Source organism: Paralteromonas sediminis (assembly GCF_003820355.1).
Lineage (GTDB): Bacteria > Pseudomonadota > Gammaproteobacteria > Enterobacterales > Alteromonadaceae > Alteromonas_F > Alteromonas_F sediminis.
Window position 1 is genome coordinate 298,652 of the sequence record NZ_RPOK01000002.1, and the last position, 24,560, is coordinate 323,211.

A 24,560-nucleotide genomic window follows, 5' to 3' on the forward strand; every position below is an offset into this window, starting at 1 on the left:
GTTTGTCATTTCATCACTGCTCTGCTGAGTATTTATACGGATACGCGATTATTGTTGATAATACCTCAGCATCATGGTTTTATAACCCAGCCGATACATATAATTACCCAATAGCAGTAAAGGTCGGGGCATGCCCTTAACTATGAATCGACTTCATCAGTCATTAACCACAATTCCAAATCGATTTGCCTTCATAGACTCTATTGAGAAAGAAGCAAAAAAGCAGCCGTATTTATCGCTCATGCTTATCGATGTCGTGCGTTTCTCTGATGTCACCACCAGTTTTGGGATGGCGATTGGCGATCAGTTTTTACTTGAGATTGCGAATCGGGTGATTTTACTGTTTAAAGGACGGGCCCGATTAGGGCGTATCAGCGGTGATGTTTTTGGTCTTGTATTTGATGGCAAACACAGTCGCAGTTTTCTCAATCAACAGTTTGAACGCTTAGTCGAGCACTTCAAAACGCCTATGTATCATGAAAGTCATGCGTTTATCGCAGATTTCAATGTGGGTGCGGTTAGCATGACGCATGGTGATTTTGATATCACCCGTTTTGTTGCCCGTGCTGAAGCCGCTCTTAAGCAAGCAAAAGAAAACCAGTACGAAAACTTTCATGTCTTAGACATGAATGACAAGGCGAATACCGGCAGAAGTCTGGCATTAAAAGCAGACTTACAGCGAGCTTTGTCAAACAGTGAACTCGCGTTATATCTGCAACCAAAAGTCAATCTGCGGACCCTTGAAATATGTGGCGCAGAGTGCCTGCTTCGATGGCATCACCCTATTGATGGCGTGCTCTTCCCCGGCCCGTTAATCGAAGCTGCTGAATCGTACAATATGATTAACGAATTGGCCTACTGGACCTTAAACCAGGCCTTTATCTGTATGGCTAAACTCATGGCGGAAGGTATTGATATTAAACTTTCGGTAAATATTTCGCCTACTCAGCTGTATGACAACAAACTGGTACCTGCATTAGAGCAGTTGCAAAAAGATTTTGGCATTCCGCTCAGCAAATTTGAGCTCGAGCTTACCGAAGATATGGCACTTTCAAACTCTTTGATGGTGAAAAAGCAACTTGCACAGTTGCATATCTTGGGTGTGTCGATTTCTGTGGATGACTTTGGAAAGGGGTATAGCAACCTTGCCTACATCCGGGATTTGGCGCTTCAGGGGTTAAAGATTGATAAAACCTTCGTAATGGAGCTTGAAAAAGAACCGGTAAACAAAGCGATTATACAAGCGGCGCAAATTATTGGTGATGCAAAAGCGTGCGAAGTGATTGCTGAAGGCGTAGAAACCGTTCAACAGCTGCATATTTTGAGAGACTTGAACATTACCGTAGGGCAGGGGTTTTTGTTTTCCCCAGCCATTCCACTTAATGACTTTATTGGTTTGGCGCGTGAGGAAATCATGATTGGCGGTTCACCGTTACGTCAGGTGCTTAACAATTGATAAGCAAATAGGTAAACTGTGGGTGAATTATTAAAAGAATAACACGCACTTATGACCCTTCCATTTTCCGATTCGTTTTTGTCTGCATCACGTCAGCATGCAGCACTGTTTTCTTCTCCTATTCAAAGCACACTGAGTAATGGCACTCAGGTTACTATTACTGCTCCGGGTATTATTTCGTTTGAGCCTGCAAAGTCTTTGGGTAAATCTATTGTGTATTCGTGCGGCGTTCACGGTAATGAAACGGCGCCGATAGAAATTTGCGATGAGCTTGTTACTGCGATCCTAAATGAGGATATCCAGATCCAACATCGTTTGTTGATTTTATTTGGCAATTTGGCGGCCATGGACACAGCAACGCGATTCATTGAAGAAAACATGAACCGCTTATTTTGTAACGAACACGCAAACCCCACAGTACCAACTAACCCCGAGCGCCAGCGAGCAGCTCTGTTAGAGCAAAGCGTAAGCACCTTTTTCGAAACGGCAGCGCCTTCGGACACTCGTTATCACTATGATTTGCATACCGCAATCAGAGCGTCGAAGAATGAGAAATTCGCCGTGTACCCCTTCTTACACGGCAAAAAACACAATAAAGCACAGCTGGCGTTTTTAGCTGATTGTGGCGTAAAGACGATTTTACTTTCGCAAAGTCCCACAACAACGTTCAGTTATTATTCTTCGGTCACCCACGGTGCACATGCCTTTACCGTTGAATTGGGTAAGGTGAAGCCCTTTGGCCAAAACGATATGAGTCGTTTTGCAGCGGCTAAACGCGCGCTTTTTGACTTGCTTACCCAGGAAGATTACCAACCACAGTCAGATCTGTCTGATACATTGCTGTACACAGTCAACCAGGTGATCAATAAACATCATCAGGATTTTGCGCTGCATTTTGACGACGACACCCCTAATTTTACCGATTACCCCAAGGGCACAGTGCTGGCCAGTGAAACCGGCGCTGAATATATCGCTGAGGTTGATGGTGAGGCCATTGTGTTCCCAAACGCCGACGTTGCCATAGGGCAAAGAGCATTGCTCACTGTGATACCCACCACAATCCCCGAATAACTTAAAAAGGAATAAACAAATGATAATGACAACCACGTCTGGTATTGAAGGAAAAAAAATTACCACGTACCACGGTATAGTAATAGGAGAGGCGGTTATGGGAGCGAATCTGTTTAAAGACATTTTTGCCTCGGTTCGCGATATTGTGGGCGGGCGGTCTGGTTCCTATGAAGCTGAGCTTACCAAAGCTCGACAGGTTGCGTTTGCTGAAATGCAACAGGAAGCCCTGTCCATGGGGGCAAATGCAGTTGTGGGTATCGCTATGGATTATGAAGTCGTGGGTGATAAAGGCAGTATGCTTATGGTGAGCATGTGCGGCACGGCTGTAACTGTTGAAGACTAATCGTCTTCCTCGTCATCCCAGTTTTTATTGTTGTCGTGTTTGGGCTTGGGCATTTTCATATTTGCGGTATATTTAACTAGCAATATGTTGCCCAAGATCATGCCAAGCGCCAGTACAATAATTAGTATCATCCAACCATTCATTACTGTGTTCCTCTGTTCATCACGAAGCGATGATAAACCTCATCGAAGTGTTTAAGTATACAGTCTTTGCCTGACAGCGATGTGGTGTCGATAAACTGGTATAGCGTGTCTTGTGTTAGTTGCAACATATAATCTTCTGCGATTGCCGCATAACTGATGTGCCAGGGCTCTTTTGCGACTCCGCCCTTGTAGTTTTCATAGGGGAGTGTAAAACCAAATTTGTGGGCTTCACGCTGAATAAAATCGGCTAATTGCGCACACGGGCCCGCTCCTGAGTATTCTGACTCAATCAACTGAAAAGGCTGATCACATTGGCGCACATTCTCTTTGTCATAAACATCAAGATCAGTACCCCAGTGATGTCTGCTGGCCCCAGGCAGCGCTGACCAAGTCAGGATCGCCTGTATTTTTTCCCATTCAGACAGCGATTCTGGGTCAAGAAGCGCTCCTTGCGCTGAATACAAAGGGGCTTCACCTCGCCACTTGCGTTCCCAAATAGCAAGTTGTCGTGTAAAAGGCCGAAATGCACTGACTATTTGGCAGTCTATACCCAGGGTGTGGGCAGTATATTGCATCGCTCTGAAGGCTGTTGCTGCATCGGGATGTAAACTTATGCCTTCATCAACCTCAGTAACATGCTTATCATTTAAACCAAATAAGCTGGATGCGTTGATCATGTGAGCAATCGCACCATGATCTGTTCATACATATCCACCAACGAATGAAGATCTTCTGCCTTAACGCACTCATCAACTTTGTGAATGGTGGCATTGACAGGGCCTAATTCAATGACCTGCGCGCCGGTTGGTGCGATGAAACGACCGTCTGATGTGCCGCCAGCTGTGGACAGTTGCGTATCGCGTCCTGTCACAGATTTGATGGCTTCTTGTGTCGCTACAATCAGTTCACCGACGTCAGTTAAAAATGGCTGACCATTAAACGTCCAGGTAATTTGAGTATCCAATGCGTGTTTTTCAAACACAGCTTCAACCCGTTTGATGAGCTCATGATCAGTCACTTCAGTGGAAAAGCGAAAGTTAAAACTTATATCACAATGTCCAGGGATAACGTTGCCAGCCCCTGTTCCTGCATGAATATTGGATACCTGAAAACTGGTTGGCGGGAAAAAAGCATTGCCCTCATCCCAATGTGTTTGTGCAAGCTCAGCCAGTGCAGGTGCAACGCAATGAACGGGATTTTTCGCCAAATGTGGATAGGCGACATGCCCTTGGATACCTGTTACTTTTACATCGGCAGTCAGTGAACCCCTGCGGCCATTTTTAACCACATCACCGACCAGTTCGGTACTTGAGGGTTCACCCACAACGCAATAAGTTATTTTTTCATTACGTGCCTCAAGTGTATCGATAACACGTGTTGTTCCGTTGATAAACGGACCTTCTTCGTCACTAGTGATTAAAAACGCAATACTGCCTTTATGATCAGGGTGTGTCTCAACAAAGCGCTCGGTTGCAATTAACATAGCGGCAAGACTGCCTTTCATGTCTGCGGCGCCGCGGCCATGCACCATACCCTCTTTTACTACCGCATCGAACGGTGGGTAAGTCCAGTTTTCCTCTGGCCCAGTTGGCACCACATCTGTATGCCCAGCAAAGCAAAAAACAGGTCCTTCAGAGCCTCTTCGGGCCCAAAGGTTGGTGGTATCTTCAAATACCATGGTTTCGTTTTTGAACCCCAACAATGCCAGGCGGTCTTTCATCATATTTTGACAGCCAGCATCGTCAGGGGTAACTGAGCGGCGCCTGATTAAAGCCTGGGTGAGTTCAACTACATCCATTGTTAGGCGAACACCTCGGCGTACTTTTGTTCAGAGAACCCACAATAAAACTCACCCTTGTGCTCAAGCACTGGTCGCTTGATCATAGAATGATGTTCAAGCAACAGTGACAGCGCCTTGTCTTTGTCGATATCTGCTTTGTCTTCGTCTGACAATTTGCGAAACGTGGTGCCTCTTTTGTTAAGCAATGTTTCCCAGCCAATTGCTGATTCGACCTGACTCAGCCACGCTAGGGTAGGTGCGTCTTTCTTAAAATCGTGAAATGTATAGTCGATATTGTGGGCGTCTAGCCACTTTTTTGCTTTTTTAACGGTATCGCAATTGCTGATACCAAAAAGAAGTGTTGTCATCTCTGTCTATTCAGTTGTTTACACCGTGTCGTTACAGTCTACCTGTTGCAACAATAATATTCATCTTGTCTTGGTGATATTCAGGTACAGGTGCAGCAGATCATCCATCGCATCTACGTGTTGGTCGAGTCTATTGGGAACGGCCGCGATGATTTGCTTGGTTGACAGTAAGGTTACAACACAATACAGCTCACCTAATTGACTGGCTAACCAAACAGGGTCCAGATAAGTGAGGATCTGTCCTTGTGTGAATTTCTGTTTTGGCTTCAACTGGGGTTGCAAACGTTCAGCGTACAAAGACTGCGGCAAAACGCCGATTTGGATCATAACCCTCAACCCATTTCTTGCTTTGAGTACCCATCGCTGGCGTGTCAGATCTGCGCTCTCAACAATGCCGTCAAAAGGCACTGAACATACCGTTGCACGGGTGTTAATTGCAACGCCACATCCCCACATTTCTTGTGAAAGCGCGGGTTCATTGAGCGACGATAAGGCTACGACACGACCGGCCATCGGAGAGGCTAACACCAGTTCATGGCTAAACGTTTCAGGCGCAGCAAGCGTTAACAGCGAAGGCCAGGTCATCATAGTGATTTTGTCAGTGTTGAATGACGGTGTAACCGTTGGATTCTAGTGCGGCAACCGCGGCATCAAGCTTGTTGTCTTTAACCAGAAAAAAGTCAGTTTCAAAGGTGGATACCACAAACATACTCACTTTTGCTTTTGCAAGTACATCGCCAATGCCTGCCATGATCCCCACCATGGAAAGTTCCAGAGGGCCGATTAACTCCAATGCGCGCCAGTTATCGTCAGACTCAATGGAATCGATCTCAATATCATTGGGCACAACAATAGACAGTTCTTCATAAGTTTTACCAATAAAAAACAGCGGTGAATCGTAGACGGCCTTCGGAATATCTGAGTCGGCATCTAAGGAGTGGATCACCATGCTCTGTGGCAGTATAGCAAGCGTTTGTTTTGACATATAAAGACTCGAAGACATGAATACACTCATCTTGCCTGTTATTTGATGTGTCTTCAATTGCTAATCGAGTTTCTGAGCTGGGATCGCGATCGCCCTTAGGTTTATCCCCTAAATCTGTGGATAACCTTGTTAATTGGCTTGGGGCTAGTTAGTAACTTACTGTTTATAATAATAAAAGAAACCTGAACGAAAACCGACCAGATTGGAGAAGATCGCAAAACCTGTCCCTTTCTATGGATGTGCTTTGATCAAAATTGGGGTAACATCAAACAAAACAACAATAAGAATAGGACGGCCACGCTATGCCCCCGTTACAGATTTATGCTGGGCAAAACGCGTTAAGAATAATTCGAGAAGAAGGGATAAAACCGCACCAGTTTGCCTATTTCCTTGGCGCATCAGGTGGTCCCAAGTGGTTTACTTTGGCCGGGCTGGACAGAGTGATCTTTCCTGAGTTTCTGAAATATCACAGTGGTGACGTCGATATTATCGGATCATCAGCCGGAGCGTTCCGAGCGGCGTGTTTTGTGCAGCGCGACCCACTCGCCGCTGTAAACCGTTTGGCCGACTTTTACTCCCATACGGTGTACTCAAAAAATGCAGGTGAAATCGAGATTACGGAGAAAGCCAGAGAGCTTTTAGCCTATGTGCTCCCCAGTGATGGTATTTTAGAATTACTGGCTAACGATGGTTTTCATTGTCATTTCATTGCCGTTAAATGCAAAGGGCTCATGGCGTCTTTTAGCCGAAGCGCGCAGCTTTTGGGGTTAATGGCCAGTGCGGCGTCAAATTCAGTCAGTCGACGCAATTTGAAGCATTTTTACGAGCGTGTGGTTTTCTCGTCGCCGAATAGCAAGATAAAAGTTACCGACCCTTACGACATACCCACAAGGTATGTCGAAATGGGTTACAGCACAGTGCGTGATGCATTGCTCGCTTCAGGGTCTATTCCTTTAGTGTTGCAAGGAGTCGAACATATCGTTGGCGCACCTGAGGGGGTTTATCGCGACGGCGGAATTGTGGACTATCACTTTGATTTACAGTTTGGTCCGAGAAAAGGTCTCATATTGTACCCACATTTTTACTCTTCACCCATTCCGGGCTGGTTTGACAAAAACCTCAAGCGTCGTGTTCCACACGTTAAATCTTACGATGATGTAGTGATGCTGGTGCCGTCTGCAGAATTTGTAGCGTCATTACCTTACGGTAAGATTCCTGATCGCAAAGACTTTTCCAGTATGGAAGACAAACCCAGAATTGAGTATTGGCAAACGGTGTTGTCTGAGAGTTATAGGCTAGGGGAGTATTTTATGCAAATTGCACAGGACGGCTCTATTGCTGATGAGATTCAACCCCTGCCTTTTAGACTAATGCTTGGCTAGTTTGTGCAAACAATCGCCAGTTCGACGTAAATCCATGAATTTAGGCTTGATCAGCATGCTAAGCGCGGCTATTATACGCGCCTCTTCGATGCGTCTATAGCTCAGTTGGTTAGAGCGCTACCTTGACATGGTAGAGGTCCCCTGTTCGAGTCAGGGTAGACGCACCAATTATACATTCAACTATATTCTTATACGTACATTTAAGCCTATTAAAATCAATGATTTAGGGGTTTTTATGTGAGCATAAGAAAAATTAACGCTATGTACTACCCACTGTGTCAGCTGTATTTAAGGCTAGTTGCACGTGTGTTAAATGGGTAGTTTTCAAAAGTCAGTGAAGTAGTTGTCGTCAAGATAGGCAACTGAACTGGTCTTTGGTACTGAAATCCGCAATGAGATATGTGAAAGCCCTGACCTCAACATTTTGCATGTTCAAGTGATGGTATGCTTTTGTGCTTCATGCGCCAAAATCGAAGTCGTGTTGAATGATATAGTCGCTGAATGTGGCAATGTCCGGGGGAGCTCTAAGTGGCGGCATAAGAGAGTCGTTGTCAGTTTCCGGCAAATTTTGCTTTTCCAAATATGACAAGATTTTATTGATAACGCTGGCGTCGGTTATGCAAGCAATGATCTTTACGTTAAATTTCTCACACACCTCGCATTGCGTGATATCGATGTTGAATACACGCTTAAGGCGTTGCGCCCATGACATACTGCGCGCATGATAGGGTTTATCAGAATCAATTAGATGTTCTGCTAAACGAGGGCTATTCTTTCCACGTTGTGAAGCGGTTACCTCTGCTCGCACATGACTATTCGAGGCAAACACCCCGTAAAAACGAGTAAGATTTAATCTGGGCGGTGGCACCAGCGCGGCTAGTTTACTCACAAAATCCAGCGGGCTGAAAGACACGTGAGTCGTGCCATTGCTGTAGGGTGTCTTGAGTTCATAACGCACTTTTCCTGAGTTGGTCAGGCTCAATCTTTGCTCGCTAATTGCGGGCCGCGCTATGTATCTGCACAAACGTTCCAGCTTGTTAGCTTGGTGACTGTCTGCAATCACCCCAGCGTGTAAGCTAAAACCGTTTATTTGAGCTAATTGACCGTAATGTTGTTCGTCTTTGGCAGGTAAGGTTTGCAAGGCAAAGACTTTTTTGCCTGTATCTGGTCCTACAGCCATGCGGTAATTGACAGAGGCCGCTTGCAAGGGCAGTAAACTATCTTCGTCATCCATGGGTAAATCGAGAAATGTGTTGTCGATATTCCGTTGAATAAGCCCGGCCTTCTCCAAGTAGATCGCGATGCGATGGCTAATGACATTCACGAGGCTTTCCATATCATTGTGGTTTGGTGCTTTAATGCACTTGAATTTGGACTGTCCACACTCCTGAGTGATAACGCCTTCCAAAAAGAGCATGTGAAAGTGAATGTTTAAATTCAACGCACTGCCAAAACGCTGAATGTAAGTTACCGCTCCTGTGTTTGCTTGCTTTTTCAGGTACCCAGCTCGATGAATAATATCTGTCGCAATAGCACGGTGGATGATTTGCATGATATTGCTTAAATATTTGGGATATCTGGCGAGTAACAACCTTAGTGGAATGGGCAAACTCAACACCCATTGACGTACTGGATATTCATGTAGGACATCATCGACCAATAGCTTGGCACTCTCGGCCATGCGTCTTGTCCCACACCTTGGACAAAAGCCCCGCTTTTTGCAACTAAAGGCTAGCAGCTTTTCATGTTTGCAATCGTCACATACCACACGAAGAAAACCATGTCCAAGACGCCCACACTTAAGAAATTCTTCAAATTCTTTTTCTACATGCCGTGGCAGCGATTTCACTTGACGTGAAAGCTGCTCAAGAAATTCTGGATAGTGATGTTCGACCAATTGATATAGTAACGTGTGCTCTGGTCGGTGGCGTTTATAGATATGCGTGTGAGTGGCTAACAATGGCGTCCTTGTCAAGGGTTGGCAGCTCAGTGTGCAGATGGTTTTGCTGTTAGTCTACTGGCCTTTGAGATGGAAAATTCATTTCTCCAAGGTCCGGTTTACGTACAGGCTGTGTGAAAACTCATTTTTTATCGATGCCGTTACCAATACCTCGGCACGGTAACTTTAAGGTTTGTGCAAAACATCTATTACACCTGCAAGCAGACTTTTCAACAGTCATTTAATTATCGCCAGCTCTATTCTCAGCTTGCGGTCGACTACAATTTGGTGACTGCGAATGTGTATGCGATTGAGAGTAATAACGACGGCCAACACAAATTCCAAACAGCGCTGCGCAGCATGGGGTTTACTGTGAAGCTCAAACCCTATATTCAGCGCCAGGACGGAACCGCAAAAGGCGATTGGGATGTGGGGATTACCATCGATATCATGGACGCTTCAAGTGCTGTTGAACACGTGTTTCTGCTCAGTGGTGACGGTGATTTTGACCGTTTAATGCGACGTTTGAAGCAGTCTGATAACCTTACGACCCATGTGATCAGTGCAGAACCATTAACTGCTCTTTCATTGATTAACAGTGTCGATCACTACACACCAATCTCGGCAGACATGTTGTTGAGCAAATAAAAAAGGCAAGGGGATAAGCCCTCTTGCCTTTATGACGCGAGTGCCGTATCCCTACCGAATGAGATGCCACTGCGTTTGGCGACCAGCTAAATACCAAACGGTTTCGCCATCAAAAACGGCACTTTGCTCGAGTTTGATTTGGATCCACTGGTTGTTCCACTCGGGTAGTTGAGTTAAGAAATTCTCTTCTATAGCATATCCCGTATTGGGGTATAGCTTCCAATCACCTTGCACGGGGGTTGCCTTGATTGTCCCACATGCCAATCGTCGGACCGCTGGCGTGACCTAACATGCCGAGCGGATGGGTATAAGTGCTGCTTTTAATCCCTCCTGCTTTGCTGTCTTTTATGGTGTTTGCGAGGAGCTCGTTGCCTGTGTCACCGGTTTTAAAGTTACTGGTGAGTATATCCTGCTAACGATTGCCGATAGCCATCGCGTCCTTGAGACCTTGTGGCACATCGTTTTCTTCCATTTTGAGGACATAGGCCATTTCCTGCGTATCGGTACACAGCGTCATGTAGCAGATTCCAACATCAGTATGAATGATATCGCCGGGTAACACAGTACGATTGTACACGCCCATAAACACGTCACCTTTACTGGTCTCGTCACCTTCGCGTTGGATGTTTACGTATGGTTGAAACCACGGACGCAACTGCAGTTCCTCGAAGCGTTCGCGGATATACCATGCAATATCATCTGTCGTGGTTGCACCAGGCGTTATCACTTTGTTTGAAAACGCTTCCGCTATTACACCTCGGGCTAGTGTGACAACTTGGGGGTAGATATTGAGTTCATTTTCACTGCGTGTTTCGAGCCAACGGACCACCAGATCTTCAGCACTGGTAAGGCGCGCCTGATAGGTTTCAGGTAAATACTTCAATAATTGTTGATGTAAACCAACACTCAGACCATCTGCCAATGCCCAATCTTCACTGATATTGATACCGATGCGTTTGGGATCGCGCTCCGCGATTACCTCAGCCAAACGTTGCCATTGTTGCTCCTTGGTACCACCATCCCATACTGTTGGATAAACTTCTCCAATTGGATAGCGGCTTACGCTGAAACGGTCAACAGAGCCATCTTCTTGCTTGTGAAATACCAGTATTGTCGTGCGTCGTGCTGCAAATGTGGGTTGTGGCACTAAAGTGTAAAACAAGCGGTCTTCGCCATACTCGCGATTGATCACTAACCACATATCAAGATCTGCTTCTTGCATCAATTTAGGTAGCAGACTGTCGAGACGACCGATTACCATTTCATTCAATGGTTCAACCCGCTCTTTAAATGACAAAACGTCCGGCAGCGCTTGTATAACACGCCCTTGACTGAAGTCAGCGGCGCTGGTTGAGAAAATTAACAGGGCTAGGGTAAGGATAGTAGTTTTCGCATATCCATGATTCTGTTTATTTTAGTGCTTTCAGTATGCCAGTATTCGATTAAAAAACAGCACGGTTGAATTCGTGAGAATGCTCGAACAAAGTTTAGTATTGCTCAGCATATTTCACCCTATCTTGACCTATACCGCCATAGGATGAATGACTCTTTGTCAACACTGGAGTGGTAAATATGTGGATGAGAATGGTTTTTTTGATAGCGGCGCTTACGTTGTCCGGCTGTTCGGTGGTCAACACGTTGCGTATGAAAAGTGCCAATGATGAACTGTCACCTATTTGGCCTCAAGGCCAGACTGAACACGAATTTGATGCTGTATATATCGGTCATAAGCCCTATGTGCATGTGACGATGGACGGTCAGGAGTTATTGTTTCTAATCGATAGCGGTGCTTCCTTCACTATGCTGTTTGATACACCAAAAGGTCGTAAGGTTTCTATTACCAAAGGCTTTGAATTGGCTATTGCAGGGTGGGGGCAAGAATCCAAAACACCTGCTTATCAAGCGGCTGTTGCCTCCATCGCATTCGGGGATGTGGTATTCAACGATCTGAAAGTTGCTTACATTCCACTGTCCACGACACCGTATTATCACAGTGAGCAAGAAGCGATCATGGATGGTGTTATTGGTCACGATCTTATGCGCCATTTCGCATGGACATTCGACAAAAAACATGGCCGTATTACGCTAAATAGAGAATCTGTACTGACACCGGGAGATCAATGGAGTGTCGGTTTTGATACAACATTTAGCAAGTTGAACATTCCAGCCAAGCTGAATTTTAACGACCAGGTATCAGTTGAGCGTGATATTGTGATCGATACTGGTAGCCGCCATTATTTGAAGCTGAATACTGCTTTTATTGCCAATGAGCAAGTAACGTTTCCAGCGACAGTTACTGCGGCAGACTTTGGGCTAAGCGGTAAGGTTGAACACCAACGAGCAACCATTGACAGTCTATCGTTTGGCGAACATACCTTTAAACGGGTCAAAACCAATCTCATCCCAAGCGAGGACGAAGATGATTGGTGGGTGATTGGCAGCGCGCTAATGAATCAATACGTCTCGATCATTGACTACCATTCATCTCAGTTCGCTCTAGTACCGTATGCAGGAGGGGCTTTCGAGATGCAGTACAATTTGGCTGGGTTAGAGCTACGCAAACTTCGCAACGGCCATTTGATCGTGCGCTATGTTTCACCTGACTTTCCCGCTTCGGATGCAGGCATAGCTGTCGGTGACGTAATTGTCTCGCTAAACGGTATTCCAAGTACTGACTTAACCGAAGAAGATTGGCTTACGATGGCGGATACGCCACAATCACTGTCATTATGCATGTTACGCAAAACCTGTGTGTCACTGCCATTAGAACACATAAAAGGTTATTCAAAGTAGGGTACTCAATGCCAATTAAATCCATTCGCTCTCGGTTGTTTGTCACATTTGGCGCTCTAACTGCGGGCGTATGTATTGTATTCGCAGGTATAACCTGGTTGTTCGCAGTGATCACTGAAGATGACGTGGTAAAGCAGGTTATGCATACCGAGGCGCGGTTTATTCAAGCGGTATATGAGCAAACCGGACAGCGGGTGCAGCCGCGAGTGGATTACATATTACTGTTTAATCGCAAAGATGAACTCAATCCGGCAATGCGAGCCGGCGTTGAGGAATACCAGCACGAGAAAGAGTTCGATGTAGAAGGGCATAATTTTCATTTTGAACGTTTCGAACTAGGTGAACAGGATCATTTTTGGTTGGTGATTGATGCGGCACAAATCGTTGTTATCGATAGTTTAAGCAAGCTGATTGGTTGGTTCGTTGGTGTGTCGTCTTTGCTTATGCTAATCGTCTCTCTAGTCGCGGCTAAGGTCCTCTCAAACCGAACGGCTAGGCCAATAGAATTGCTGACTGCGCAAATCAATCAACATAGTGCTGGAAGCGATTTCGCACCACATGAGTCGCGGCGACAAGACGAAATCGGCCAGTTAGGTAGAGCGTTCGAACAGGCGTTAAACGAAATAGACGTGTTGTTACAACGCGAGAAAAATTTTGTGCGCGACGTGAGTCACGAACTCAGAACGCCACTGGCCATCTTACAAAACACTTTAGTATTAAGCGCGGAGCACCCTATTGGCGGGGAAGACAAAGTGCTTCTGGGACAAATTTCAGACGCGTTGAAAAATACGGTCGAAGTGCTCCTGGCGTTGGCAAGAGCGGAGAGCCTGAGTTTCGAAAAGCTCAAAGTGATGCCAATTATTGAGAGAAGTATTCTTGCGTTACATCAAAGCCAATCCAACGCTGCGTTTGATGTTCGACTTGAGGTTGAGGAAAACTTCAGTGTGGAAGGGAATGGACTATTGCTCAGTCTATTGTGTCAAAACCTGATAAACAATGGCTTCTATCACGGTGGCAGTGGTTCTATGTGTATTACTAACCGAGGAGCTGTTCTAGCTTTTGAGAACGATGTTAACCAAGGGCCAGGCAAACACTATCAGGGGCTAGGCCATGGGCAATACCTAGTTCAACGTATTGCCGACGCGCTACAGTGGCGGGTAAACATTATCCAAACTGAACACGCCTATCGAGTCGAAATCGATACTCAACCGGTGAGCGGTTAGTTGATTATGCACGAGCGAAAAAGCACAAAAATCACCTTTCGATGGTATGCCTATGTGCTCATTCTAAATGCAATAGGTTTAGCAAGGCTGGCCGAAAAAGTATTCAATGAGACCGGCGGGTTTGCGAGCCGTTATTTACCTTTAGTGCTAACATTGGCGGTTTCAATTGGCGTATATGGCTGTATAGCCAGTAGACCAATATACAAACGATGGATTTGGCGGTTGCTGTTGAATCTGCTTATTGTGATCAGCATCGGTTTATTGATTTTCGCCGGTTATCTGCTGTTTTTCGCTGGAGCAAGTGCGATAACCGCGGCTATGGGATTGCTGTTTATTTTTATTGTGCTGCTGCCCGGACTGATTAAACTGCAACAATATTCATCTAAATCCGCTGAGTTTTGGCACTCGTAATTGCAGGAGCAAATATGTCCAAGGAAGACTCACAACAATTCCCCTTTTTCGCCAAGGCTATGGCGAATGCGACTGCTGCAGCTTTGACTTTAATGACGCTAGCTTTTTTGGATTTTCCTCGTTCTACCGAGGAACTCGGTATTGAGGCTTTACAGTTTTGGCCTATGTTGGTTTGTTCTTGATCTATCGACCTATCTCGAACCGACTGTTTGGCTGGCTCTATACCTAAGTTCTTAGCAGAGCTTTCACCGGAGCGGAAAGCTCAATGATCAGACTGCTGACATAAGCTGTCAGTAGCGTGAGGTTATGCTGCACCTACACACTATTTGGAGGCGTTTAATGATTAAAATGAATTACGTTGTCGTAGGTACCAACGACATTCAAGCGGCAGTGTTATTTTACGATTCGTTGTTTGCAGCAGAGGGACTACAAAAACTTGAGGCAAGCGAACGAATGACCTATTGGCTGGGGGAGGATTTTGCATTCTCAGTTGCGATCCCCTTTGACCAAGCTGCTGCTACTCATGGCAATGGCACAATGGTTGGTTTTAATTTCGGCAGTGTTGAAAAGGTCGAAGCTATCTATGCAAACGCCCTCCAATTAGGGGCTACGTGTGAGGGCATGCCGGCGCAAAGAGGTCCTCGTTTTTCTGCGTATGTGCGTGATTTGGACAAAAATAAACTGTGTTTTTCAGATTAAATGCCTCCTTTGTGGAGGCATCCAATAAGTTGAATTGACAATAGAGCGCAGGAAATAGTGAATTCCATTATTGATTTTGTATAGCATCCAGTGCCAGCGCATAAGCCACATCTAGGGCATTTTTACCCGTGGCGTCCACGTCTGATTGCACGCCCACGCCTTCCCAATTGCTTTGTGTGACGGGATTGATCGCTTTAGTGATGGGGATGCCAATACGGAAATCTTCTGCCAAAGGATACCAGCGCCAGGGATTTGCGCCGCCCTTACTGGCCTCGCCGACAATGGTTGCTCGTTTCATCTGCTGGAAATTATAGGTAAATTCTTCTGCTGCAGAAAAAGTTTCCCCGCTGATTAAGATATATAGGGGAATATTCTCTAAGTGGTTATTGTTGATCTCGGGTGTCGTCCAGAATTCTTGGGTGACATCTGTATGTCGTGTGTACAGCGAATTTAGGTGTACTTTGCCATCTACAAAATAACTGCTAATCAGGTGGACCATTTCGCCGCTGCCGCCGCCATTGTTGCGCAAATCAATAATCAGGGCGTCCACATCAGACAAGAAGGTCATCACACTGCTGACTTTTTGCTTAGATAATGCATTGACTGCCGCGAACCCCCAGAAATCAAGCACGCCGACATTTTTGTCTAGTATCTCGAGTGAAGTGAAGCCATAGTTTTGTCGCTCCAACCGCGCAAACCATAAGAGCTTACGCGGCTTGTTTTCATTTGCTGACGGCGGCTGATATCCAAGAGTGAAATGTTTGTCATGTTGCCTAAGAGTTTCGGTCAAATGTTCGGCAATCTGCTCTGAAGATACAGTTTCAGACGCTCGTGCTGATGTTAAATACGTTGCCAGTGATTCGTTGATAGCAGGAATTTTTCCGCGTCAACATAGTGTGTTTCGATCACATCTGATAGCTGTTCGGTTAATTGTTGTAGATTAGGAGAAGTCGCGGTCAGCGCTGCAGTCAAAGCCAACTGGCCGATGACGTTAGAGATCATGTTCGAGTCCTTGTAATTGGTAACCAATATTACTGATTGTTTTTAAAATAGGGGAGATACATACATCATCAAGCGATTTACGCAATGTATACATGTGTGATTTCAGCGCATTACTTTCCGGGGGCTCATCACCCCACAGCGCTTGCAGCAAATCGCTACGAGCAACCGGGTATGGATATGCTTTTGTCAGCTCCAACAAGATTTTGAAACCAAGCTTGGTTGTCTTGATGGGTTCGCCTTGCCAGGTCGCTGATAGTGCGCGCGTATCGAGCGCCAATAATCCCTTTTGAATGGTTGAATCGGTATGCAATTGTGGCCGCCGAGCCAGTGCTTCACAGCGAAGGGCGAGTTCACGTAAATCAAAGGGTTTCGTGAGATAGTCGTCTGTCCCGGTTGCAAAGCCTTTGGCCTTATCTTCGAACGCATCACGGGCGGTCAACATAAGAAGCGGCGTGGTGCGAGGTTGAGACTTTTTAATTTCTTCACAGACAACAAGCCCATCACAGTCGGGCAAGTTAAGGTCTAAGACGATTACGTCAAAGGTGTTTTCGAGTGCTAAGGTTATACCATGAGTACCTTTTTCACTGTAATCAATGCGCCAATTCAAGCCTTCCATAAAGCGACAAATTTGTTTTGCCAGTGCGATGTTGTCTTCAATCAGCAGAATGTTAAGTCTCGGTTTGTTCATGGTTTGGTCGCTTGAATCATGTTCTCTGGTCAGCACATGGAGAGACCACAAGGTGCTGAGGAAGGTTCAATTAAAAATGCTCGCATTAGCATAAAGTGGCGTGGGTCAAATTTGGGTGAAGAAAGCCAGCATGAGTGATAGCGTAAACTCGAGTGACGAATGGGTATCAAATGGATTTGTATCAAAGACTCAAGTTTCCAAAACAAGCGGCCCCTAAAGTTGTGCAAGCCAGTTTTGAATATTTCTTTTATTTAAACAGAGTTTTCTGAGGCCAAGTTTGATTAACCGTATGATGATTATTCGCTTAAAATAGTCTGATAGTTCGAATTCACTAACGTCAGCTTTAGGTCGTTAGTTGTCGTTTTACAGGGGCATAAAATGGTCTGCTTTTGGCACAAAGTGAGTGTATACAAATTTGAAGCCAACGATTGGTATGTCTGTTGAAACGTCTGTCAACAGAGAAGGTTGTTTATGTTAGAAGTCGCCAATTAAACTAAATTCACAGCACTTAATAGTTGTTTCGGATTAACCTCGATGTACCTTTGAGTTGTGCTCAGGTTCTTATGACCTGCCAGCGACATTATTACTTTAGCGTTTACAGAAGCATTAGCGAGTCTCGTAATAAATGTTCGTCTCCCTGAATGCGAGCTAGCATTACTTAAACCAGCCTGCTTGTATATACGCCAAAACACCTGACACAAGCTGTTAGATGAAAAATGTTTTTGACTTTTTTGGGAGGGTAGCAAGGGGCCGTCAAAGTTGCATGACTGAGCTTGCAGACAATAGACACGCAGTAGCTTTTGCATCTTTTGGTTGATGATAACCTGTCGACTGTTGCCACCTTTTGTCTGGCTGGCTGACAAGTTTACAATTTCTTTAACTGTGCCGTCTGCCTCATAGACATCGCTGACCTTTAACGCTGCAATTTCGCAAACGCGCAGTCCAACCCAAAAGCTAAGGCACAAAGCCACTTCATTACGCTTTCTGTGCTTACCGTCACGGACCATTGCAACGACACGTTTAAATTCAATTTCATTTAATACCTGAGCCTGCTTCATGTTATAACCACCTGATAAATATAACCTTTTTGTTGCTATCGAGTTTATTTTCTTATGACTTTTGAAACGACCATTTTTTGAATAAATTTAGACCACAGTAAGAATGCGGGTTACAGCAGGAATATAAGGTTTAATATAAAGTATTAGGTTTTTGGGGTGGGCAATAGTTAAAGAAGGGGCTCAGGTTACTGAGCCCCTAAAAATCACTGTACCTGATTAACGCAGTGGTAGTCCACGTCTGCTTTGCATTGTTCCAGAAATCCCACAGTCCCATACAAGTCAGAGAACGTTTGAGGGGCAAGAAGTTGACGAACGAACTGCTCACGATATTCGATTATAGGGAGCGTCCAATCGTCCAAATCCAAGCGAACGTTCGTCAATGAATAGCTCTTCACTATCTCACCTTCTTTCACTTCAAAGACATCCAAATAATGTGGACCATCGAAGAAGAATTGGACAAAGGTTAGAATGCTCCATGCGGTTGGATAGTGCCTGAAGCCAACACTCACGCTAAACGTCTCACCCTCTACTAGTGAGGACGACAGATTTTTCGCATAACCCAACAGACCATCCGGCGAAAATAATTCGTTTTCAGTGCGCATATACAACACACCATGCTCTGGAATTGCAGGGGTATTCGAACCCTCTTGGATCCCAACTAACCCATTAATCTCAAAAGCGTTCCCAAATGCAGCGGTTACCTTGTTTTTAAGGTTGCTTAGCTCTAGAACTGACGTTTCCAGCTCAATAGCAGGTGCGCCACAGCCATCAATTCTTACTGGTAAATAATGCACAAGCATCTCTCCTTCTTAAACATTTTAATAATTAAGCTATAAGACTTCATAGCCGTCTCTTCAGTTGAGACAGGTATAAAGCTATATCGAGTCGAAGAGACTATCCGGGGGCGACTTGTTTTTGCGAAAACTAGTAGATTTCTGAGTTATCTTTTGATACGAAAAACTGAAACGCAGTGGCTGAAAAATTCCGGAGGAAAAGGATCGAAAATTTATCGCCGGAATCTAAGTATTACTAATTTTAGGATTAGAAGAGTAACAAACAATATATGGTCAGTTTATGAATAAAGATACATACAGTGACAGTTTTCTCCAAAGATACAAGGGGCGTTTTATTAACGAGCAAAAAGAGCTCGATACCCTTTTTAAACGTAAGGAGCAATGAAGTCTTCTATATCTACTTTGCCTTTCTGAGAACGCGGTATTTGCAGCGGAGCGGTCAGCATTAGAGGAGCAGTGCTTAAAAAGTGGAGAGAGCATTCCTTGGGGAGATACGTCGAAACCAGTTAGAGACTTCTTTCAATACTATGCTTTATTGAGCTGTTATGAGTTCAAGCAATACTTTTGCTCAAACGGCGTATTCGTCAATAGCGAATATTGGCACAGACCATATCAAGAGAAAGTTCGCGAATTGTCTAGGCTATTCGCTAGTGATTACCATCATCGATACAACACATGTGTCAGATTTTTGAAAAACGGAATGGTTGACGCACCAATTATACATTCAACTATATTCTTCTACGTACATTTAAGCCTTTTAAAACCAATGGTTTAGGGTTATTTTTGTTCGTCATTATCTATTCGTTTTTGTATCGTTTGTACATCAGGTGATGTTGTCCAGTAAGAAAACGACTTAAGGTGCGGAGTTAAAGGACAATAAAGGGGTAATATTGCGTTTAAAGCCTATTTTTCTCCTGTACTTATTCACCTCAAAATTTTAAATAAATGTCTCTGTATTTTGAACCAACCAAAACATGACTTTTGGCATATGACATGCTCTTAATAAAGCCTATAGAGTAGTGATTCCTCACACAAATGTCGTTTAGCATATGTAGAAAATGTAAACAGGGCATGGCTAAAAAAACGCATATTGTAGTGGCCTGCTCTATGTTTGCATTAATACTGCACAAGGAGTCACAATGACCTTTTGGGAAATTGTCGAATTAGCGAAGACTGCCGCGGGTGATGATCGATTCATGAGAATTGATAAGTTACGCGAACAGCTTTTAAAACTCACCGCAGCTCAGGTCTCGCAATTTGAATACACTTATCGAAAAATGCTCGTTGAAGCTTACACCTGGGATTTATGGGGTGCTGCAGATGTCATTCATGGTGGATGTTCCGATGATGGATTTGATTATTACTGTGATTTTCTCATTTCCGAAGGACAAATCGTTTTTGAACAAGCTTTGAAAAAACCTGACAGTATTGCAAGTCTAAAAGACCTAGGTGAGGGAGGGCTTGAAAGCTACAGGTACGTAGCTGATGAAGTGTATAAAGAACTCACCGGGCGGGAACTGGAAGTTATTATAGATTCTCAAACGTCAAGGCCTCAGGATCCTCTTGGCGAGCAATGGGATAGCGAAGACGAACTTGAAGAGCGATATCCAGACTTGTACAAAAAATGTATCTCATCCTCAGTGGATATCAACCAGGCAGATTTCGATAGTAGAAAAACCAATAGTCGCTCCGATAAAGACTTCTCGAAAGCAAACCGATCAGAAAATCCTAAAAAAGAAGTTGGCAGTTCGGGAGACATGCACAATGCAAGTCGAGCAAGCTCGGCGACTAATTTTGCACCGGAACGTCTTCGTTTATTGCGGTACCAGTTCAGTGATCTTTATGATACCGCGACAACGAACCTGTTTTATTTTGCTATAGGTTTGCTCCTTTCGCTTCTTCTTTGGTATGTAAAAAGTGCCTATGGCATTTTCAGTCTCATTGCCGGGCTGTATTTCTTATACAAAGCCGTTGCGATTATCAAAGAGCTCATGCGTTATCTTCCTGGTGAGTGTTTCCGTTTCAAAAATGGTCTTATCACTGCCTCTATTGTCGAAGAAGATGGTCCTGTTCGTCTGATTAATATTGCTGTCCTATCAAATAAAGGGGAGCAGGAGGATTCTATTTACGGTGTGCAACGCAGAGAATATAGAAACTTTCCATGCCCGGTCAAAAAAGGTGAACATCATGCTTGTGTATCTGTTTTCTCTGATGAATGCGTATCTTGTCCTGGTACATGGGAGTCTTTTTATTCGACCCCGGTTTTATTCGGTACGGGAAACCCAGAGAAGCTATCCGCTTGTCTCGACGCTGCGTCTCAGTCCAGTGAAAAAGGCGGCGCTAACTATTTTGATATTATTGAGCGATTTCTCGGTAAACATAGTATTCCTGAGGGTTCAACAGAGACCTACGTTTGTAATGCTGCAGGAGACCTTCTCGAGGTACGTGACTCGCCAGTCTAGCAAATATACCTATTAGCAAGTCTTCAGGGGATTTGTGCCAGACCTTTTACGCATTCTTCGAATGAGGTTAGCTTTCTGATGCCGGACCATTGACTTGAGGTTTTCTCCAACTCGATTGAGGGAGCCTGCTTTGTGTTTAATGATTGGATTGTTAGTATGAAGCGTGAGAGTTGCCTCTATGTATGTTTTGATTTGGTCTGAACTAATGCATGTCAACTAATTCATATAACCATCAATCAAATTTAGAGTAGTGAACCCACATTCGCAATGAGGCCCTCAATATCCTTAACAACAAACTGATACATTACTCGTATTTGGACTCATTACTACATGTTTTCTGCTCATGCGGATAAAAATATCTTCCTTAAGACACTAAAAAAACCTTACCCCTTTTTCTCTTAGTAACAGATGCTTTTCTAGGCATATAATTTTCTGATATGACCATCCAGGAATCGTTTTCACTGCTTCAACGTCAACCGAAACGTCGCTGGTTCTGTATGTACGTTTGCACTCTCTACAATACACAGTGCCAATATTTTGTTGAGCAAGTGTTAACAAGTAATAACTATATCTAGCGAACTCAAATGGAATGATTGTGCATGACGCAATTTCTGTGTTTCTAGTAACAATAAAGTTCTTTAGAATATTTTCATCATTTGTGGCTGGGCCTTTGATTTCTGCAGCTCTTTCTAATACCAGAGGCACTATTTCATCAGAACTTACAACAAAGGTAGAAAGAGCTTTTTGGGGGTAGATATCAAAGCCATGAAATGCGACAAATTTCCCGCATTTGGGCAGACTATTGATTGCCAAAACCCTTCGAGAAGCCTCTTCTTCAAGACTTTTACGTAAAGGTTTCGCACCTATACTGTCAGTTGGATTAGAAATTAAGTCGTCCATCGTCGTACCAAAAGACCACATTGAGATGAAGTTTATTGGCCAAAAAACTGAGTAGATAGTTGCTCTTACCAACGCTGTTTGTGTATTTACCGGGTCCTTATTTTGACTTTTATTCACGAACCAATATGCAAGGTAAAAGCAACCAAACATAACGCCACAAACCGAATAAAAAAATACTATTTGTATGCCTAAATTCACTAGACTCATCGCAGCGTTTCTTTTCTTAATGTTCTATGTATCTGCAACGTGGGAAGTTGCTGCACCCTAAGAAGATATTACCAGTATGTGGCCCACGTTTCGCTTGACGTTCTACAAGCTCATTCCCGCATTTTGGACAAACCACCTGTGTTGTCATTGCTGCTTTGGGTTCCGTTTGCATATAATGGACAGGTGAAAGTAGTTCGTTCCCGTCAATGAGTGTTACTGGTTTATCAAATGCAAAGTCAATCGCCTGCTGGCTAAATATGCCTGAAAAAATAACAGTAACCTGATTCTACCAATAAAATACACGCTGATACGTTTGCTTACATTCTCCTTATTGTCTGACTATAGTCATCCATTTAGGATGGTTTAATAAATAAACAGATAGTCAGGCAGTCACACAACGTGCGGTTCACTCTCTTCAGAAATCTTAACGAATCTTGGACGCAATTTGGAGTTATTTACCTCGTAACGCTGACTGCAAAGTTCAGCAACTTCGCGTATCAGAAGCTTGCTAGGGGTGAGTCATTTGTTCCAACCATTATCCTGAGTATGATTTTGGCTTGTTGTCTCAACTATTCTGCCGGTGTTGGTGCTGAAGAGTCATCTCTCATCAATAAGTCGCTTACCTCCGCACAATGGCAGCAGGATTTAACGTACCTTGCGGATAATGTCGACGCTAATCACATTGATTTTTTCAGTAAGCATCGTCGTTCAGATTTTGATGCGGCCGTTTCTGACGTCAGTAACAAATTAGCACAGTACGACCATGATAAAATGATTGTAGAGCTTGCTAAGCTGGTATCAATGGCGCGAGATGGTCATTCCTTTATTCGCGGCTATCACCCACTATTTGAGAATGTCTTTTTTAACGGCATGTTTTTTGAACCGCTACCCATTAGGTTGTATGCGTTTAGTGATGGCATATATGTTTATGCCGCCCATAAAGATACTGCCCATCTACTTGGCGCGAGAGTTCTCAAAGTGAACGGTTTAAAAACCACTAGCGTGCTTGAAACAGTGTCGGCTATGTTCCCAGTCGAGAACGAAATGAATGTATTAGATTGGGGGGTGGATGGCTTAGTAACTCCCAAAGTTCTTAAGGCATTCGGCGTTGGCGATAGTGCGGAACAGGCTGTATTTACTCTTAGCAAAGAGGGGAAAATTTTTGACGTTACGCTAAGTGCAGGTGAACAGTACCGTCCGAACTTGGAAAGTAGGGTAGTTGTTGATGATGATTGGGTAAGTTTTATAGAACAAGTAGAAAAGCCACTATTTCTGAAGCATCCCGAAAGGCAAATTTGGTTCGCCCACCAGCCTGAAAACGGGCTTGTTTATCTGCAGATTAACGGTTATTCCAAACATAATTTTGAGCACATCCTTGAAGTGACTAAAACTGCGATAGATGCCGCTGAGGCTGATGAGGAAACCCGGTTTGTTCTCGATCTGCGTCTTCATCCAGGGGGCGAGACAGAGGTCGTCAATCCTTTGGTAAAGGCTTTACTTGCCAGCGACATTAATAGGGAAGGAAGGTTTTATGTATTGATTGGCCGTGGGACATTCTCTGCTGCACAACTTACAGTAACTGCATTAGAACAATTCAGTCACGCAATATTTGTAGGAGAGCCTACCGGGATTAATATTCATTTCTTTGGCAATGCTCGCAACCGAGTTACGCTGCCAAATAGTCAATTACAGGTTTTTCTTGCAACCAGCCGTTGGCAACAAACCAATATGGGAGATAGTCGGGTATGGAAAGCGCCTGATATAGCAGCACGATTATCATTTAGTGACTATAAGCAAGGTATAGACCCTGCATTAACTACTATTTTATCAGGTGTAGAGCCCAAGCGAATTGATCAGCTTATTGATGGCTTTAGGCAGCGTAAACTGACTTTAGATGAGTTTGTCAACGAATATCACGAGTTTAAAGCAAACCCTCATTACGTTTATCAGGAGACAGAAGATATCATTAACGCGTTAGGATATGACCTGCTTTCAGAACAGAAATTTGATGCTGCCATTACAGTACTTGAACTCAATCGCAAAGATTATCCAGACTCGTTAAATGCAATTGACAGTTTAGCGGATGCAAACCATCAAAAAGGAAACTTAGCCAAAGCTCTAGCCTTATATCAACAAGTACTTGCTCGCATACCTGATGATGAGAGAGTTAAGGAGCTTGTCGCTCAGATTAGGACGTCTATACACTAG

Annotated in this window: 27 protein-coding genes, 1 tRNA gene and 1 pseudogene; 13 read left to right on the top strand and 16 right to left on the bottom strand. The window is 44.2% G+C overall.

From position 1 onward, the window contains the following. Positions 1-142: 142 nt before the first annotated feature. The 3 genes from DRW07_RS06585 to DRW07_RS06595 are packed head-to-tail and all read left to right on the top strand — an operon-like array spanning position 143 to position 2,870. The gene (locus tag DRW07_RS06585) at positions 143-1,456 is read left to right on the top strand and encodes a putative bifunctional diguanylate cyclase/phosphodiesterase (protein ID WP_124027102.1); all 1,314 of its coding nucleotides are present in this window, start codon (positions 143-145) and stop codon (positions 1,454-1,456) included. 51 nt (positions 1,457-1,507) lie between these two features. Further along, complete coding sequence (gene astE, locus DRW07_RS06590) at positions 1,508-2,527, top strand: succinylglutamate desuccinylase (protein WP_124027103.1); 1,020 nt, start codon at positions 1,508-1,510, stop codon at positions 2,525-2,527. 19 nt (positions 2,528-2,546) lie between these two features. Continuing rightward, a complete protein-coding gene (locus DRW07_RS06595) occupies positions 2,547-2,870 on the top strand; it encodes a heavy metal-binding domain-containing protein (RefSeq protein ID WP_124027104.1) in 324 nt (107 codons plus the stop codon). Here the strand turns inward: DRW07_RS06595 and DRW07_RS06600 are convergent. Genes DRW07_RS06600 through DRW07_RS06625 form a run of 6 tightly spaced genes read right to left on the bottom strand, consistent with a single transcriptional unit; the run spans position 2,867 to position 6,146 of the window. Next, positions 2,867-3,013: a DUF2897 family protein gene (locus DRW07_RS06600; RefSeq protein ID WP_124027105.1), complete on the bottom strand. Its 147-nt coding sequence runs from the start codon at positions 3,011-3,013 to the stop codon at positions 2,867-2,869. The genes DRW07_RS06595 and DRW07_RS06600 overlap by 4 nt on opposite strands. Further along, positions 3,013-3,690: a M15 family metallopeptidase gene (locus tag DRW07_RS06605; RefSeq protein ID WP_124027106.1), complete on the bottom strand. Its 678-nt coding sequence runs from the start codon at positions 3,688-3,690 to the stop codon at positions 3,013-3,015. Before DRW07_RS06605 ends, DRW07_RS06600 begins: the two co-directional genes overlap by 1 nt. Beyond that, the gene (dapE, locus tag DRW07_RS06610; RefSeq protein ID WP_124027107.1) at positions 3,687-4,811 is read right to left on the bottom strand and encodes a succinyl-diaminopimelate desuccinylase; all 1,125 of its coding nucleotides are present in this window, start codon (positions 4,809-4,811) and stop codon (positions 3,687-3,689) included. The genes DRW07_RS06605 and dapE overlap by 4 nt, the downstream gene beginning before the upstream one ends. Before the next feature lie 2 nt (positions 4,812-4,813). Further along, positions 4,814-5,161: an arsenate reductase gene (locus DRW07_RS06615; RefSeq protein WP_124027108.1), complete on the bottom strand. Its 348-nt coding sequence runs from the start codon at positions 5,159-5,161 to the stop codon at positions 4,814-4,816. A 60-nt stretch (positions 5,162-5,221) separates the two neighbouring features. Beyond that, positions 5,222-5,749, bottom strand: a complete 528-nt coding sequence (locus tag DRW07_RS06620) for a PTS glucose transporter subunit IIA (protein WP_124027109.1) — start codon at positions 5,747-5,749, stop codon at positions 5,222-5,224. 10 nt (positions 5,750-5,759) lie between these two features. Continuing rightward, a complete protein-coding gene (locus tag DRW07_RS06625; RefSeq protein WP_124027110.1) occupies positions 5,760-6,146 on the bottom strand; it encodes an ACT domain-containing protein in 387 nt (128 codons plus the stop codon). Positions 6,147-6,448: 302 nt separating this feature from the next. Here DRW07_RS06625 and DRW07_RS06630 point away from each other — a divergent pair, with 302 nt between their 5' ends. Together DRW07_RS06630 and DRW07_RS06635 are read left to right on the top strand one after the other, a co-directional pair. Continuing rightward, positions 6,449-7,528, top strand: a complete 1,080-nt coding sequence (locus DRW07_RS06630; RefSeq protein WP_124027111.1) for a patatin-like phospholipase family protein — start codon at positions 6,449-6,451, stop codon at positions 7,526-7,528. Positions 7,529-7,618: 90 nt separating this feature from the next. Then, positions 7,619-7,695, top strand: a tRNA-Val gene (locus DRW07_RS06635). Positions 7,696-7,985: 290 nt separating this feature from the next. On the opposite strand, the gene DRW07_RS06640 is transcribed toward DRW07_RS06635, so the two are convergent. Next, the gene (locus DRW07_RS06640) at positions 7,986-9,518 is read right to left on the bottom strand and encodes a transposase (RefSeq protein ID WP_452039005.1); all 1,533 of its coding nucleotides are present in this window, start codon (positions 9,516-9,518) and stop codon (positions 7,986-7,988) included. A gap of 144 nt (positions 9,519-9,662) precedes the next feature. Here DRW07_RS06640 and DRW07_RS06645 point away from each other — a divergent pair, with 144 nt between their 5' ends. Beyond that, the gene (locus DRW07_RS06645) at positions 9,663-10,115 is read left to right on the top strand and encodes a LabA-like NYN domain-containing protein (RefSeq protein ID WP_124027113.1); all 453 of its coding nucleotides are present in this window, start codon (positions 9,663-9,665) and stop codon (positions 10,113-10,115) included. A 51-nt stretch (positions 10,116-10,166) separates the two neighbouring features. Here DRW07_RS06645 and DRW07_RS18435 read toward each other — a convergent pair whose 3' ends face one another. Then, positions 10,167-10,349, bottom strand: coding sequence for a hypothetical protein (locus tag DRW07_RS18435; protein ID WP_240630528.1), 183 nt, complete (start codon positions 10,347-10,349; stop codon positions 10,167-10,169). A gap of 178 nt (positions 10,350-10,527) precedes the next feature. Then, positions 10,528-11,385: a M24 family metallopeptidase gene (locus DRW07_RS18440; RefSeq protein WP_240630529.1), complete on the bottom strand. Its 858-nt coding sequence runs from the start codon at positions 11,383-11,385 to the stop codon at positions 10,528-10,530. 308 nt (positions 11,386-11,693) lie between these two features. Here DRW07_RS18440 and DRW07_RS06655 point away from each other — a divergent pair, with 308 nt between their 5' ends. The 5 genes from DRW07_RS06655 to DRW07_RS06670 all read left to right on the top strand — a co-directional run bounded on the left by DRW07_RS06655 (position 11,694) and on the right by DRW07_RS06670 (position 15,241). Beyond that, positions 11,694-12,908, top strand: a complete 1,215-nt coding sequence (locus tag DRW07_RS06655; RefSeq protein ID WP_165870431.1) for an aspartyl protease family protein — start codon at positions 11,694-11,696, stop codon at positions 12,906-12,908. Positions 12,909-12,916: 8 nt separating this feature from the next. Further along, the gene (locus DRW07_RS06660) at positions 12,917-14,131 is read left to right on the top strand and encodes a sensor histidine kinase (protein WP_165870432.1); all 1,215 of its coding nucleotides are present in this window, start codon (positions 12,917-12,919) and stop codon (positions 14,129-14,131) included. 6 nt (positions 14,132-14,137) lie between these two features. After that, positions 14,138-14,542, top strand: coding sequence for a hypothetical protein (locus tag DRW07_RS06665; RefSeq protein ID WP_124027116.1), 405 nt, complete (start codon positions 14,138-14,140; stop codon positions 14,540-14,542). 14 nt (positions 14,543-14,556) lie between these two features. Continuing rightward, positions 14,557-14,724, top strand: coding sequence for a hypothetical protein (locus tag DRW07_RS18275; RefSeq protein WP_165870433.1), 168 nt, complete (start codon positions 14,557-14,559; stop codon positions 14,722-14,724). Positions 14,725-14,881: 157 nt separating this feature from the next. Then, positions 14,882-15,241: a VOC family protein gene (locus tag DRW07_RS06670; RefSeq protein ID WP_240630530.1), complete on the top strand. Its 360-nt coding sequence runs from the start codon at positions 14,882-14,884 to the stop codon at positions 15,239-15,241. 67 nt (positions 15,242-15,308) lie between these two features. Here DRW07_RS06670 and DRW07_RS06675 read toward each other — a convergent pair whose 3' ends face one another. From DRW07_RS06675 to DRW07_RS06690, 5 genes are all read right to left on the bottom strand, one after another. Then, entirely contained in the window at positions 15,309-16,031 is a 723-nt protein-coding gene (locus tag DRW07_RS06675; protein WP_165870434.1) for a S41 family peptidase, read from the bottom strand. A gap of 50 nt (positions 16,032-16,081) precedes the next feature. Further along, entirely contained in the window at positions 16,082-16,243 is a 162-nt protein-coding gene (locus DRW07_RS18280) for a hypothetical protein (protein WP_165870435.1), read from the bottom strand. Then, on the bottom strand, positions 16,233-16,931 hold the full coding sequence (locus DRW07_RS06680; protein ID WP_124027118.1) for a response regulator transcription factor: 699 nt from the start codon (positions 16,929-16,931) through the stop codon (positions 16,233-16,235). Before DRW07_RS06680 ends, DRW07_RS18280 begins: the two co-directional genes overlap by 11 nt. Before the next feature lie 488 nt (positions 16,932-17,419). Further along, positions 17,420-17,989 (bottom strand): tyrosine-type recombinase/integrase, encoded by a 570-nt coding sequence (locus DRW07_RS06685; RefSeq protein ID WP_124027119.1) that lies wholly within the window; start codon positions 17,987-17,989, stop codon positions 17,420-17,422. A gap of 203 nt (positions 17,990-18,192) precedes the next feature. After that, a complete protein-coding gene (locus DRW07_RS06690) occupies positions 18,193-18,783 on the bottom strand; it encodes a hypothetical protein (RefSeq protein ID WP_124027120.1) in 591 nt (196 codons plus the stop codon). A gap of 1,139 nt (positions 18,784-19,922) precedes the next feature. Between DRW07_RS06690 and DRW07_RS06695 the strand changes: the two genes are divergently transcribed. After that, a complete protein-coding gene (locus tag DRW07_RS06695) occupies positions 19,923-21,245 on the top strand; it encodes a DUF4240 domain-containing protein (protein ID WP_124027121.1) in 1,323 nt (440 codons plus the stop codon). Positions 21,246-21,617: 372 nt separating this feature from the next. Here the strand turns inward: DRW07_RS06695 and DRW07_RS06700 are convergent, their stop codons facing one another. Together DRW07_RS06700 and DRW07_RS18600 are read right to left on the bottom strand one after the other, a co-directional pair. Beyond that, on the bottom strand, positions 21,618-22,145 hold the full coding sequence (locus tag DRW07_RS06700) for a hypothetical protein (RefSeq protein ID WP_124027122.1): 528 nt from the start codon (positions 22,143-22,145) through the stop codon (positions 21,618-21,620). Between the two features lie 223 nt (positions 22,146-22,368). Then, a pseudogene (locus DRW07_RS18600) lies at positions 22,369-22,638 on the bottom strand (topoisomerase DNA-binding C4 zinc finger domain-containing protein); the annotation flags it as partial. Positions 22,639-22,751: 113 nt separating this feature from the next. Between DRW07_RS18600 and DRW07_RS06710 the strand changes: the two are divergent. Then, positions 22,752-24,560, top strand: coding sequence for a tetratricopeptide repeat protein (locus tag DRW07_RS06710; RefSeq protein ID WP_124027123.1), 1,809 nt, complete (start codon positions 22,752-22,754; stop codon positions 24,558-24,560).